We start from the raw sequence: 13,957 nt of genomic DNA on the forward strand, positions 1-13,957 counted from the left end.
ACACCGTGGACCTCCTCGTAGGACAGCTCTTCACCGGCCTCAGCACCGGCTCGATCCTGCTCCTCGCAGCGCTCGGCCTCTCGCTCACCTTCGGCCAGATGGGCGTCGTCAACATGGCGCACGGCGAGTTCATCATGGCCGGCTGCTACACCGCGTACGTCGTGCAGCAGGCCGTCGGAGACGCCGGCGTCTCCCTCCTGATCGCCCTCCCCGCCGGGTTCCTCGTCGGCGGCGCGATGGGCCTGGTCCTCGAAGCGCTGCTCCTGCGGCGCCTCTACCACCGGCCGCTCGACACGCTCCTGGTCACCTTCGGCGTCGGCCTGATCCTCCAGCAGGCCGCCCGCGACGTGTTCGGGGCGCCCGCGGTGAACGTGTCCGTCCCCGAGTTCCTGCGCGGCGGCGTCGACCTCCTCGGCGTCACCGTCCCCAAGACCCGCCTGTTCATCATGGCGCTGGCGGTCGTGTCGGTCGCCGCCGTCGCCCTGGTCCTGCGGTTCACGCCCGCCGGGCGGCGCATCCGCGCCGTCGTCGGCAACCGCGACCTCGCCGAGACCGCGGGGATCTCCTCGCGGACCGTGGACGCCGCGACGTTCTTCATCGGCTCCGGCCTCGCCGGGGTCGCCGGAGTCGCGTTGACGCTCATCGGGTCGACGAGCCCCACGACCGGACAGTCGTACCTGGTGGACGCGTTCCTCGTGGTCGTCGCGGGCGGCCTGGGCCGCATTAAGGGTGCGGTGGTCGCCGCCGTCGCGCTCGGCGCGATGCAGGCGGTGTTCGAGACGTACTCGACGGCGTCGCTCGCGAAGGTCGGCGTCTTCATCGTCATCGTCGTCTTCCTGCAACTGCGCCCGCAGGGCCTGTTCACGCTGCGAACCAGGAGCCTCGCATGAAGTTCTTTCAATCGCGCCTCGGCACCTGGACCGGCTTCGCCGCCGCCGCGCTCGTCCTCTTCGGCCTCGCGCCGCTGCTCCTGTCAGGGTTCCGGCTCGGGCTGCTCGCCCAGTTTCTGTGCTACGCGATCGTCGCGGTCGGCATCGGCCTCGCCTGGGGCCGCGGCGGGATGCTCACCCTCGGGCAGGGCGTGTTCTTCGGCATGGGCGCCTACCTCATGGCGATGCACCTGAAGATGGCCGACGCCGAGTTCCGCAACGGGCCCGGCGCCGTCCCCGACTTCATGGAGCTCGCGGGCATCCGCGAACTCCCCGCCTACTGGGCACCGTTCTCCTCGCCCGTGTTCACGATCGCGATGATCCTGCTCCTGCCGACCGCGTTCGCGGTCCTCCTCGGCCTCGCGGTCTTCAAGCGCCGCGTCAAGGGCGCGTACTTCGCGATCCTGTCCCAGGCCCTCGCCGGGGCGTTCGCGATCCTCCTCATCGGGCAGCAGTCCCTCGGCGGGTTCAACGGCCTCAGCCGGTTCCGGTACTTCTTCGGGTACAACCTCGACGACCCGGTCAACCAGCAGATGCTGTACTTCATCGCCGCCGGGATCCTCCTCGTGGTCCTCGCCGTCGCCCTGCAACTGCGGCGCTCGCGCTACGGCGAGCTGCTCGTGGCCGTGCGCGACGCCGAAGAGCGCGTGCGGTTCCTCGGCTACGACGCCGCGAACGTCAAGGTCGTCGCGTACGCCGTCGCCGCCCTGTTCGCCTCCGTCGCGGGCGCGGTGTTCGTGCCGATCGTGGGGATCATCTCCCCGGCGAGCATCGGGATCGTCCCCTCGATCATGTTCCTCCTCGGCGTCGCCATCGGCGGCCGCGCGACGCTCCTCGGGCCCGTGATCGGCGCGCTCGCCGTCGCCTGGGCCCAGACCGCCCTGTCCGAGCAGTTCCCGTCGGCGTGGACCTACGCCCAAGGGCTCCTGTTCGTCCTCGTCATCGCCCTGCTCCCCGGCGGGATCGCCTCGGTCGCCGCCGTCACGAAACGGTTCCAGCGCAAACCAGTGGAGGCCGCAGCATGAGTGCCGCATTGAGCTGCAAGCAGATCGAAGTCGCGTTCGACGGGTTCAAGGCCGTCGCGGGCGTGGACCTCGAACTCGACCGCGGGGAGGTGCACTTCCTCATCGGCCCCAACGGCGCCGGGAAGACCACCCTGGTCGACGCGATCACCGGCCTCGCCAAGTACACCGGCTCGGTCGTCAAGGACGGCGAGGAGCTGCGCGGCAAGAAGGTCCACCACATCGCCCGCAAGGGGATCGGCCGGACCTTCCAGACCGCCACCGTCTTCGAGAACCTCACGGTCGCGCAGAACCTCGACATCGCCGCCGGGGCCGGGCGCTCCCCGTGGACGCTGCTGCGCCGCCGCAAGGACCTGCCGCAGCACGTGGCGGACACCATGGAGCGCATCGGCCTCAAGGACAAGGCCGACACGCCCGCCGGGATCCTCGCGCACGGCCAGAAGCAGTGGCTGGAGATCGGGATGCTCCTCGTCGGCGACGCCGACGTGCTCCTCCTCGACGAGCCGATCGCCGGGATGGGCCACGAGGAGCGCGAGACCACCGGCCTGCTCCTCCACGACATCGCCGCCGACCGGGCCGTCGCCGTGGTCGAGCACGACATGGACTTCATGCGGGCGTTCGCCCACCGCGTCACCGTCCTCCACGCCGGGGCGGTCCTCGCCGCCGGGACCGTCGACGAGGTCTCCGACGACCCCCGCGTCCAGGAGGTCTATCTCGGCACTGCGAAGGAGAACGCCGATGCTGCGACTGCATGACCTCACCTGCGGATACGGCCGCTCGGCCGTCGTCCACGGCGTGGACCTGGAGATCGGCGCCGACGAGGTCGTCTCCGTCATGGGCCACAACGGGGCCGGGAAGACCACGCTCCTGCGCGCCGTCGTCGGCCTCATCCCCGCGATGAAGGGGACGGTGGAGTTCGACGGCACTGACGTCACCGGCAGGCCCACCAACAAGCGAGTCAAGGCAGGCATGGCCTACGTCCCCCAAGGCCAGCAGTGCTTCGCGCACCTCACCGCGGGGGAGAACCTGCGGCTCGTCGCCGACGGGCGCAAGCGCGGCCGGGCCCTCATCGACGAGCAGCTGGACCTGTTCCCGGCCCTCCGCGGCCTCCTCGGCCGCCAGGCCGGGCTGCTCTCGGGCGGCCAGCGCCAGCAGCTCGCCATCGCCCGCGCGCTCATCACCGAGCCGCGCCTGCTCATCCTCGACGAGCCGACCGAAGGCATCCAGCCCAACGTGGTCGCCGAGATCGAGTCGACCATCGTGGACCTCGCCGAGCGCGGCGGCCTGTCGGTGCTCCTCGTGGAGCAGCACCTCGGCTTCGCGCTCCAGGCCGCGAGCCGCTACTACGTGCTCCGTTCGGGCCGCGTGGCCTCCTCCGGCCCCACCGGCACCGAAGCCGAGACCCGAGTCCGGGAGGCGATGGCCATATGACGTTCTCGCCATTGCCGGACACCGAAGGCCCACTGGCCGAACGCGTCTACATCGCCCTGCGCGCCGACCTCATGAACGGCCGCTACGAGCCCGGCAAGCGCCTCGGCGAGGAGCGCCTCGCCGGGAACTACGGCGTCTCCCGCACCCCGGTCCGCGAGGCGCTCAGCCGCCTCGCGGCCGACGGGCTCGTCTCGCGCGAAGTCGACGGCCTGTACCCGTACCGGCCGCGCATCGAGCAGCTCAACGACCTGTACGAAGTGCGCCTCACGCTCGAACTGCGCGGCCTCGCCCGCGCCGCCGCCGACCCCGACGTCAAGCACGACCCGGACCTCCTCGGGCCCGAGCTCGACCGCTGGTACCGCCTGCGGGACGCCCCGCCCGGGCCCGACGCCGGGTTCGTGGAGTCCGACGAGCGATACCACCTGACGCTCCTGGCGTCCTCGGGCAACCCGCAGCTCGCTGAGGCCCTCAAGGTCGTGAACAACCGCATCCGGCCCGCCCGCATGTTCGACTACTTCACGGCCGAGCGCATGGAGTCGACCATCGCCGAGCACATCGCCATCGCCGAAGGCGCCCTCGACGGGCGCTACAGCGAGGCCACCGCGATCCTCACCCGCCACATCGAGACGTCCCGGTCCATCGTGGTCGGCCGCGCCGAGGCCGCCCTGACCTGGGCCCACCTCGCGAACGCCGTCCGGCCCTAGCACTTCGAGAGCGAGACCCATGTTCGAGCGCATCCTCATCGCCAACCGCGGCGAGATCTCCCGGCGGATCACCCGGACCGCCCACCGGCTCGGGATCGAGACGGTGGCCGTCTACTCCGAGGCCGACGCCGCGTCGCTGCACGTGCGCGAGGCCGACGAGGCCGTGTGCGTCGGGCCCGCGGCCCCCGCCGAGTCCTACCTCAACGTCGACGCGATCCTCTCCGCCGCCAAGGACACCGGCGCGCAGGCCGTCCACCCCGGGTACGGGTTCCTCGCCGAGAGCGCCGAGTTCGCGCGCCGCGTCGCCGAGGCCGGCCTCGTGTTCATCGGCCCTACCCCCGGGCAGCTGGAGCGGTTCGGCGACAAGGTGACCGCCCGCGAGGCCGCCACCGCCGCAGGGGTCCCGCTCGCCGCCGGGACCGCCGCGCTCGACACTGCCGAGCAGGCCGTCAAGGCCGCCGAGGCCATCGGCTACCCCGTCATCGTCAAGGCGTCCGCGGGCGGCGGCGGCATCGGGATGCGCGTCGCCGAGGACGCCGAAGCGCTCGCCGAGGTGTTCGCGTCCGTGAAGCGCCTCGCCGCCGACAACTTCGGTGACGACTCGGTATATATCGAACGCTATGTATTGCACGCCAGGCACGTCGAGGTCCAGGTCTTCGGCGACGGCGAGGGCCGCGTCGTCTCCCTCGCCGACCGCGACTGCACGCTCCAGCGCCGCCACCAGAAGGTCATCGAAGAAGCCCCCGCACCCGGACTCCCCGACGCCGTGCGGGACGGGATGCACACAGCGGCCCGCGCGCTCGCGGCCGAAGCGAAGTACCTGTCGGCCGGCACCGTCGAGTTCATCTACGACGCCGACCGCGAGGAGGCGTCGTTCCTGGAGTTCAACACCCGCCTCCAGGTCGAGCACCCCGTCACCGAGGCGGTCCTCGGGATCGACCTGGTGGAGTGGATGATCCGCGCCGCCGCGGGCGACACCGCCTTCCTCGACGGCCTCCCCGACAGCGCCTTTCACGGGACCGGCCCCGCCGTCACCGGCGCGGCCGTCGAGGCCCGCGTGTACGCCGAGGACCCCGCCCGCGGGCACCTCCCCAGCGCCGGGCTCCTCACCTGCGTCGACCTCCCCGAGACCGCCCGCGTCGACACGTGGATCGAGCGGGGCCTTGAAGTCCCGGCCGTCTACGACCCGATGCTCGCCAAGGTCATCACCACCGGCGCGACCCGCGCCGACGCCTGGGCCGCGCTCGCGGACGCCTTGGGCGAGACCAGGATCGAAGGCGTCCACACCAACCTCGGGCAGCTCCGGGCCGCCGCGGTCGACCCGCGGGTGCTCGCCGTCGAGCACGACACCGGCACCGTCGCCACGATCGAGGACGCCTCGCCGCGCATCGACGTGATCGCCGCCGGGGTCCTCACCACGGTGCAGGACTTCCCGGGCCGTATCGGCTACTGGCAGGTCGGGGTGCCGCCGTCGGGTCCGATGGACGACCTGTCGTTCCGGCTCGGCAACCGCGCCCTCGGCAACGACGAAGGCGTGCCGGGCCTCGAATGCACGATCGCGGGCCCGACGCTGCGCTTCAGCGTCCCGGTCACGGTGTGCGTCACCGGTGCGCCCGCGCCCGTCACGCTCGACGGCGCCCCCGTCGAGCAGTGGGTCCCCATCGACGTGCCCGCGGGCGGCGAGCTCGCGGTTGGACAGATCATCGACGCGGGCGCCCGCACTTACGTGCTCTTCCAAGGCGGCCTCGACGTGCCGACGTTCCTCGGCTCGGCCTCGACGTTCCCGCCCGGCCGCATCGGCGGCTACACCGGCGACCAGCTGCGTGCGGGCGACCGCCTGCTCCCGGTCCCCGCCACCGGGACCACCTCCCCGGTCCCGGTGGCGGACCGCCCGTCCTTCGGCCACGAATGGACCCTCGCGGTCACGCCCGGTCCGCAGCCCGCGCCGCACTACTTCACCGTCGCGGACATGGAGCGGATCTACGACGCCGAGTGGTCCGTGCAGGTCCATGCCGGACGCTCCGGCGTGCGCCTCGACGGGCCGCGCCCCGAGTGGGCCCGCACCGACGGCGGCGAGGCCGGGCTCCACCCCTCGAACCTCCACGACAACCCGTACTCGGTCGGCACCGTGAACTTCACCGGCGACACTCCCGCGCTGCTCGGCCCGGACGGGCCCAGCCTCGGCGGGTTCGCGTGCCCGTTCACCGTCACCACCTCCGACCGGTGGAAGCTCGGGCAGCTGCGCCCCGGCGACGCCGTCCGGTTCCTGCCCGTGGACGAGGCCGAAGCGGACCGCCTGCGCGCCAATCCGGTCGCCGCGCCCGTCCCGCTCGTCGGCGCCGCCCGCGACGAAGCGACCCTCGCGCTCATCGAAGCCGGGGACGACCGGCCTGCCGTCGCCTATCGCCGCGCCGGGGACGACGCGATCCTCCTCGAATACGGGCCCATGCACCTCGACCTGGCCCTGCGCATGCGGGTCGGCGCCCTCATGGACGCCCTCGCCGCCGCGAACCCCGCCGGGCTCATCGACACCACCCCCGGCGTGCGCTCCCTCCACCTGCACGTCGACCCCGACGTGCTCCCGATCCGCACCCTCACCGGGCTCCTCACCGAACTCGAAGCGGACCTGCCCGACACCGGCGACATGACCGTGCCCTCCCGCGAAGTGCGCCTGCCGATCTCCTGGAACGACGCCGTCGTCGACGAGGCCATCGCCCGCTACTCCACCAACGTGCGCGACGACGCCCTCTTCAACCCCTCGAACATCGAGTTCATCCGCCGCATCAACGGCCTCGACTCGATCGAGGACGTCGCCGACATCGCCACCGCCGCCGAATGGCTCGTGCTCGGCCTCGGGGACGTCTACCTCGGCGCCCCCGCGGCCGTCCCCGTCGACCCGCGCCACCGCCTCGTCACCACCAAGTACAACCCGGCGCGCACGTGGACCGCCGAAGGCACCGTCGGCATCGGCGGCTCCTACATGTGCATCTACGGCATGGACTCCCCGGGCGGCTACCAGCTCGTCGGCCGCACCGCCCCCATCTGGGCCGGCCTGCGCGACCTCGCGTCCTTCAAGGACGGCCTGCCGTGGCTGCTGCGGTTCTTCGACCGCGTCGTCTTCGAGCGCGTCTCCGAGGAGCAGCTCGCCGAGACCCGCCGCGACCTCGCCGCTGGACGCGCCGAGATCGACATCCGCGAAGGGACGTTCGCGTATGCCGACTACCGGCGCCTCCTCGCCGACAACGCCGACTCGATCGACGCGTTCCGCACCCGCCAGGCCGCCGCGTTCGAAGCGGAGCGGCAGCGCTGGGCCGACGCGGGGGAGTTCGACCGCGACCACACCGAGCCCGCCCCCGGCGGCGGGAACGCGATCGAGCTCGCCGACGGCGAGACCCTCGTGGAAGCGCCGATGGCCGCGAGCGTGTGGCGCGTCAACGTCGCCGAAGGCGACACCGTCGCCGCCGGGGACGCCGTCGTCGTGCTCGAAGCGATGAAACTGGAGATGCCCGTAGTGTGCACCGTGTCCGGGACCGTGACGCGCGTGCTCGCCGCGCCCGGCGACCAGGCCGCGCCCGGCGCGCCGCTGCTGGTCATCCGATAAACAACGTGGACAACAGGACAGGGGACCGAGTGAACACCGTGGAACGCGTCGAGGCCGCCTACGCCCGCATCCGTGAGGCCGACCGGCCCGAGGTCTGGATCAGCCTGCGCGAGGAGGCCGAGGTGCTGGCCGAGGCCGCCCGCATCCAGGCTCGCGTCGACGCGGGCGACCGCCTGCCCCTCGCCGGGACGGTCTTCGCCGTCAAGGACAACGTGGACGTCGCCGGGCTGCCCACCACCGCGGCCTGCCCGTCCTTCGCGTACACGCCGATCCAGGACGCCACCGCGGTGCTGCGCCTCCGCGCGGCCGGGGCGATCTGCCTGGGCAAGACCAACCTCGACCAGTTCGCGACCGGCCTGGTCGGCACCCGCTCCCCGTACGGGCCCGTCCGCGCCGCCGCCGACCCCGACCGCATCTCCGGCGGGTCCTCCTCCGGGTCCGCCGTCGCCGTCGCCCTCGGCATCGCCGACTTCGCGCTGGGCACCGACACCGCCGGATCGGGCCGGGTCCCCGCCGCCCTCAACGGGATCGTCGGCGTCAAGGCCACCCTCGGCCTCGTCCCCGTCGACGGCGTCGTCCCCGCCTGCCCCTCCTACGACTGCCTCACCGTCTTCGCCCCCGACCTCGACCTCGCGACCCGCGCGATCCGCACCATGACCAGCGAGAGCGCACTCGACCCCGCGTCCCGGCCCTGGCCCGCGGACGCCCCGCTCGCGGCCCCGCCCGCCGCGCGGGCCGCCGTCCCCGTCGAGGCGAACCTCGCCGCGCTCGACCCCGACTTCCGCCCCCTCTGGGACGCCGCCCTCGCGCGCTTCGCCGCTGCGGGCACCGAACTCGTCCCCGTCGACGTCCAGCCGCTCCTCGACGCCGCGCTCCTGCTCTACGAAGGCGCGCTCGTCGCCGAGCGCTACGCCGCCTTCGGCGCCCACATCGAGGCCCAGCCGGGCGACGCCGATCCCACGGTCGCCGAGATCGTCAAGGGCGCGGGCAAGTTCAGCGCCGCCGACCTCGTGGCCGACCAGCAGCGCCTGCGCACGGCCCGCCTCCGCGCCGCCGACCTCCTCGACGGCTTCGACGCGCTCCTGCTCCCCACCGCGCCGCTCCACCCCCAGATCACTGAAGTCCAGGCCGACCCCATCGCCGTCAACGCCGCCATGGGCACCTACACGAACTTCGTGAACCTCCTCGACATGGCCGCCGTCGCCGTCCCCGCGGGCGCGCACGGCACCAAGGGCTTCGGCGTCAGCGTCATCGTCCCCGCCTTCCACGACCAGGTCGCCCTCGACCTCGCCGCCCGCGCCGGGGACGTCCCCGCCCCCCGCTACGCCCCCCGCGGGACCGAACTCGTCGTCTTCGGCGCCCACCTCACCGGCATGCCCCTCAACCACCAGCTGCTCGCCCTCGACGCCCGCTTCGACGGCGAGGTGACCACCGCCCCCGCCTACCGCATGTACGAACTCGACACCGCGCCCCCCAAACCCCTCGTCGTCCGCACCGCCGACGGCGCCGCGCTCCCCGGCGAACGCTGGCTCCTCAGCCCCGCCGCCCTCGGCACGTTCCTCGCCGGCCTCCCCGCCCCCATGACCCTCGGCAAGGTCGAACTCGCCGACGGCACCTGGGCCACCGGCTTCGTCGCCAACGAACCGGCGGGCGAGGACATCACCGCCGCGGGAGGCTGGCGCAACCGGCGCGGCTGACGGGTGTCGTACCCGCGTGCGAGGATCGGGGCATGGATTTCCCCGATCTCCGGGCGCACCTGGTCGCCGAAGCCGCCCGCTTCCGCGCCGCCGCCCTCGCCGCCGCACCCGACGCCAAGGTGCCGTCCTGTCCCGAGTGGACCGCCACTGATCTGCTCGACCACGTGACCGGGGTGTACGACCACAAGCTCCAGTCGATGCGGCTGCTGCGCGAACCGGCCGAGGCCGATCGGATCGCGCGCGGCGGCGTGGCCGTGGAGCGGTTCGACGCCGCGCTGGCCGAGCTGCTCGCCGAGTTCGACGACCGCGGCCCGGAGAGCCTCGCCTACACCTGGTACGGGCCCGACCAGACCGTCGGGTTCTGGATCCGCCGCATGGCGCAGGAGACGGTGGTCCACCGCGTGGACGCCGAGCTCGCCGCGGGACTCCCGGTCGCGGAGATCGACGCGGCGCTGGCGCTCGACGGGATCGACGAGATGGCGACGGTCATGCTCGCGTGGGGCTCGCGCGCCTACCGCGAGTGGGTCGCCGACGCCGTCGCCGCGAACCTGGGCCTGGAGGTCGGACTCGACGCGGGGGAGCGGGCCTGGACCGTGTCCGTGACCGCCGCGGGCATCGACGTCGCCGACGGCGCGGGCACCGGGACCGTCGTGTCCGGGACGCCGGGGGAGCTCCTGTGCTGGCTGTGGCGGCGCCTCCCGGTCGACGCGGTCACCGTGGACGGCAAGGCCGAGGATGCGCAGGCCCTGTACGACCTCGTCGAAATGTTCGCGCAGTGACCGCCCTGCCCTACCCCGGCGCCGTGCAGGCCGAACCGCTCCCGCAGAGCCGCGTCGGGGACCGCGACTTCGACCTCCTCGCAGTCGACCCGGGCCTGAGCGCGATCGGGATCGACCGCGCCGACGGGACCGTTTGGCTCCTGCCCGACGGCGGCGACCCGTCGCCGGTCAACGCGGGCCGCGCCGAGTTCGACGCGTGCGCCGCGATCTACGCCGAGGCCGCAGCCGAAGCCGAACGCCTCGCCGCCGAAGGCTTCAGCGACGACGAGGACCCAGGGGACGCGTTCACCGACGCCCTCCTGGAGCGCTTCGAGGCCGTCGACCCGGTCGCGGTGGCCGACGAGAACGGCTTCTGGTCGACCGCCGCCGAGGAGCTGGGCTACGCCCTGCCCGCGTGAGCCGCGGCCGGGCGGTGCGCGGCGAGCGCGCGGTCGAGGTCCGTGATGAGGTCCTCGGGCGCTTCGAGGCCGATCGAGAGCCTGACGATGCTGTCGGCGGGCTTCGCGCCGTCCGCGACCGGCCGGTGGGTGAGCGCCGCCGGGTGCTGGATCAGCGAGTCCACGCCGCCCAGCGACACCGCGTGCGTGAACAGGCCGACCGCGCCCGTCACCTGCTTCGCCTGCTCGAAGCCGCCGCGCAGGTCCACGGCGATCATCGCGCCGGGCCCGCGCATCTGCACGCCCAGCAGCGGGTCCCCGCTCGGGTAGTGCACGCGCGCCACGGCCGGATGCCCCCGCAGCCACGCCGCGACCTGCTCGGCCCCGGCCTGCTGCGCCCGGACCCTGACCGGCAGCGTCGTCAGCCCCCGGTGCAGCAGGTACGCGCCGAGCGGGTGCAGGAGCCCGCCGGTGACGGCCCGGACCCGGCGCAGCGCCGCCGCGGTCTCGGCCCCGCACGCGATCACCCCGGCGATCACGTCCCCGTGCCCGCCCAGGTACTTCGTGGCGGAATGCAGCACCATCGCGGCCCCGAAGTCGGCCGGGTTCTGGAGCACCGGCGTGGCGAACGTGTTGTCCACCAGCACCGGGACGCCTTGGGCCGCCTCGACGACCGCGTGGATGTCGACCAGGTCGAGCGTGGGGTTCGCCGGGGTCTCCAGCACCACCATCGCCGTGTCGGGCCGCAGCGCCGCGGCCACCCCGGCCGCGGTGCAGTACGTGGTCTCGGTCCCCAGCAGGCCCGTCGACAGCAGGTGGTCGGTCCCGCCGTACAAGGGCCGCACGGCCAGCACGTGGCGGCGGCCCGTGCCCGCGGTCGCCGCCAGGACCGCCGCGGTCATCGCCGCCATCCCCGAGGAGAACGCCACGGCCTCCTCGGTGCGCTCCAGCCGCGCGAGCGCCGACTCGAACCGGGCGACCGTGGGGTTCCACAGCCGCGCGTACACGTTCCCGCCCTCCGTGGTCGGGGCTCCGCCGGAGGCCATCGCCTCGTACGACAGGCCGCCCGCCTCGATGTCCGGCAGCGGGTTCGTGGTGGACAGGTCGATCGGGAGGGCGTGCACGCCGAGTGCGGCGAGGTCCTCGCGGCCGGCGTGAACGGCGATCGTGTCGGGTTGCAGCCACGGCGAAGTCATGACCGGACTCTAGGCAGATCCCCAACCTGCTGCAATACTTGCCGCGGAAACCCCCGGCATAGCGGGATACCAGTGCAGATTCAGCGGGAGGAGCCGTCATGGCCGAGGTGCGGCCGAAGAAAACGCAACCGGTCCCGCTCGACGGCACCGACCTCGCGATCCTCGCCGCGCTCGCCGAGGACGGCCGCATGACCAACGCCGCCATCGCCTCCCGCGCGGGCGTCGCCGAGTCCACCTGCGCCTACCGCGTCAGGGCCCTGCGCGAATCCGGGGTCGTCACCGGCATCCGCGCCCACCTCAGCGCCGAAGCCCTCGGCCGGCCCCTCCACGCGATCATCAAGGTGCGCCTGGGCTCCCACAGCCGCGAACTCGTCCACCACCTGTACGACCGGCTCACCACCCTGCCCGGGGTCCTCACCGTGTTCCACGTCGGCGGCGACGACGACTTCCTCCTGCACGCCGCGGTCGCCGGGCCCGAAGCCCTGCGCGACCTCATCCTGGAGCACATCACCGTCCACCCGATGGTCCGCCAGACCGAGACGCAGCTCGTCTTCGAGGTCCGCGACGGCCGCGGCCTCCTCCCGTGACGACGGCAGGCCCGGACCGACCGGCCCGGGCCCCCTTGCATTGCGCCGCTAGGCGATGCGGATGGTGTTCCAGCTCATCGCGGGAAGCTCCACAGTGATCAGGCCGTCCTTGACGACGACGTCGCCGTTGGCGACCGGGGCGACCCGGTCCTGGTCGTCGAGGGTGTTCTTCGCGTCCCGGTCGGCGTCCGTGAGCGTCGAGACCGTCACGTCCCCGACCTGCACCGACGACGCGTCGATCTCCAGGGTCATCGGGGTCTCCAGGTCGCGGTTGACCGCGAACACCGTGACCGACCCGTCCTCGCCCGCCACCGCGACCGAGTGGAGGGCCGAGACCTCGCCGTACTTCTTCGTGTCGAAGGCGGGGGAGTCGGCGTTGACGTTCAGGACCGTGCCGCGCCCGTACTTCGAGGCCTCGGCGAACGGGAAGAACGTGGTCTGGCGCCACGCGGGCCCGCCCGGCTCGGTCATGATCGGCGCGATCACGTTGACCAGCTGCGCCAGGCACGCCGCGGTCACGCGGTCCGAGCGCCGCAGCAGCGTGATGAGCAGCGACCCGAACACGACCGCGTCCATCGCCGAGTAGTGGTCCTCCAGCTGGCGCGGGGCGATCGACCACGGCTCGGGGCGCTCGCCGGTGGGCGCGGTCTGGTACCACACGTTCCACTCGTCGAAGGAGATGTTGATCTTCTTGTCGCTCTTGAGCTTCGCGCCCACCGCGTCGGCGGTGGCGATGACCCCGTCGATGAACAGCTCCATGTCCTGCGCCGAGGCCATGAACGAGGTGACGTCGCCGTCGAGCGGGTGGTAGTAGGCGTGCGCGGAGATGTAGTCCACCGACTCGTAGGTGTGCGTGAGGACCTCGTTCTCCCATGCGCCGAAGAACGGCATGCCGCGCGAGGACGAGCCGCACGCGACCAGGTCGAGGTCGTCGGAGCCGTCGATGAACCGCAGCGACCGGGCGGTCTGGTCGGCGATGCGGCCGTACTCGGTGGCGGTGCGCTGGCCGATCTGCCAGGGGCCGTCCATCTCGTTGCCCAGGCACCACAGCTTGATGCCGTAGGGCTCCTCGTCGCCGTGGGAGCGGCGCAGGTCCGACCAGTACGTGCCGGAGGGGTGGTTGGCGTACTCGAACAGGTCGAGGGCCTCCTGGAGGCCGCGGGTGCCGAGGTTGACGGCCATGTTCGGCTCGACGTCGACGGTGCGGCAGAACTTCATGAACTCGCCGAGGCCGAACTGGTTGGTCTCGGTGGTGCCCCACGCGAGGTCGAGGCGGCGGGGCCGGTCCTCCTTGGGGCCGACGCCGTCCTCCCACCGGTAGCCGGAGACGAAGTTCCCGCCGGGGTAGCGGATCATGGTCGGGCCCAGCTCGCGGATGAGGTCGAGGACGTCCTCGCGGAGGCCGTCGGCGTTCGCGGTCGGGTGCTCGGGCTCGTAGATGCCCGTGTAGACGCACCGGCCGAGGTGCTCGACGAACGACCCGAACAGCCTGTCGGGGACCTCGGCGACGGTGAAGCGGGGGTCGAACTCGATGCGTGCGCGGTGGTGGTCGGCCATGATCGCCTCCGGTAGGGACTGCGTGGTGAACGGTAACCCGGGCACCCTGAAGTCCCGGTAGCCGTGACGCTACCAAA

12 protein-coding genes are annotated in these 13,957 nt (G+C 72.7%); 10 read left to right on the forward strand and 2 right to left on the reverse strand.

Features of this window, described 5'->3' with window-relative positions:
* The first annotated feature begins 5 nt into the window (after positions 1–5).
* Genes urtB through WA640_RS12775 form a run of 9 tightly spaced genes read left to right on the forward strand, consistent with a single transcriptional unit; the run spans position 6 to position 10,561 of the window.
* On the forward strand, positions 6–890 hold the full coding sequence (urtB, locus tag WA640_RS12735) for an urea ABC transporter permease subunit UrtB (RefSeq protein WP_106365739.1): 885 nt from the start codon (positions 6–8) through the stop codon (positions 888–890).
* Positions 887–1,954: an urea ABC transporter permease subunit UrtC gene (gene urtC, locus WA640_RS12740; protein WP_106365738.1), complete on the forward strand. Its 1,068-nt coding sequence runs from the start codon at positions 887–889 to the stop codon at positions 1,952–1,954. Before urtB ends, urtC begins: the two co-directional genes overlap by 4 nt.
* Positions 1,951–2,706 carry an urea ABC transporter ATP-binding protein UrtD gene (gene urtD / locus WA640_RS12745; protein WP_335988042.1) on the forward strand — a complete coding sequence of 252 codons (756 nt, stop codon included), beginning with the start codon at positions 1,951–1,953 and terminating at the stop codon, positions 2,704–2,706. Before urtC ends, urtD begins: the two co-directional genes overlap by 4 nt.
* Complete coding sequence (gene urtE / locus WA640_RS12750) at positions 2,690–3,382, forward strand: urea ABC transporter ATP-binding subunit UrtE (protein WP_335988043.1); 693 nt, start codon at positions 2,690–2,692, stop codon at positions 3,380–3,382. The genes urtD and urtE overlap by 17 nt, the downstream gene beginning before the upstream one ends.
* Positions 3,379–4,086, forward strand: a complete 708-nt coding sequence (locus WA640_RS12755; RefSeq protein ID WP_442904736.1) for a GntR family transcriptional regulator — start codon at positions 3,379–3,381, stop codon at positions 4,084–4,086. Before urtE ends, WA640_RS12755 begins: the two co-directional genes overlap by 4 nt.
* A 19-nt stretch (positions 4,087–4,105) precedes the next feature.
* Positions 4,106–7,687, forward strand: a complete 3,582-nt coding sequence (gene uca, locus WA640_RS12760) for an urea carboxylase (RefSeq protein ID WP_335988045.1) — start codon at positions 4,106–4,108, stop codon at positions 7,685–7,687.
* Positions 7,688–7,716: 29 nt separating this feature from the next.
* A complete protein-coding gene (atzF, locus tag WA640_RS12765; RefSeq protein ID WP_335988046.1) occupies positions 7,717–9,384 on the forward strand; it encodes an allophanate hydrolase in 1,668 nt (555 codons plus the stop codon).
* A 32-nt stretch (positions 9,385–9,416) separates the two neighbouring features.
* On the forward strand, positions 9,417–10,163 hold the full coding sequence (locus WA640_RS12770) for a maleylpyruvate isomerase family mycothiol-dependent enzyme (protein ID WP_335988047.1): 747 nt from the start codon (positions 9,417–9,419) through the stop codon (positions 10,161–10,163).
* Positions 10,160–10,561, forward strand: coding sequence for an SUKH-4 family immunity protein (locus tag WA640_RS12775; RefSeq protein ID WP_335988048.1), 402 nt, complete (start codon positions 10,160–10,162; stop codon positions 10,559–10,561). The genes WA640_RS12770 and WA640_RS12775 overlap by 4 nt, the downstream gene beginning before the upstream one ends.
* On the opposite strand, the gene WA640_RS12780 is transcribed toward WA640_RS12775, so the two are convergent.
* Entirely contained in the window at positions 10,543–11,736 is a 1,194-nt protein-coding gene (locus WA640_RS12780; RefSeq protein WP_335988049.1) for a trans-sulfuration enzyme family protein, read from the reverse strand. The two genes, WA640_RS12775 and WA640_RS12780, sit on opposite strands and share 19 nt — an antisense overlap.
* Positions 11,737–11,834: 98 nt before the next feature.
* Between WA640_RS12780 and WA640_RS12785 the strand changes: the two genes are divergently transcribed.
* Positions 11,835–12,323 (forward strand): Lrp/AsnC family transcriptional regulator, encoded by a 489-nt coding sequence (locus WA640_RS12785; RefSeq protein ID WP_335988050.1) that lies wholly within the window; start codon positions 11,835–11,837, stop codon positions 12,321–12,323.
* A 48-nt stretch (positions 12,324–12,371) separates the two neighbouring features.
* Here the strand turns inward: WA640_RS12785 and arfA are convergent, their stop codons facing one another.
* Positions 12,372–13,880 carry an arabinosylfuranosidase ArfA gene (gene arfA, locus WA640_RS12790; protein WP_335988051.1) on the reverse strand — a complete coding sequence of 503 codons (1,509 nt, stop codon included), beginning with the start codon at positions 13,878–13,880 and terminating at the stop codon, positions 12,372–12,374.
* Positions 13,881–13,957 lie beyond the last annotated feature (77 nt).

Source organism: Glycomyces sp. MUSA5-2 (assembly GCF_037034145.1).
Classification (GTDB): domain Bacteria; phylum Actinomycetota; class Actinomycetes; order Mycobacteriales; family Micromonosporaceae; genus Glycomyces; species Glycomyces artemisiae.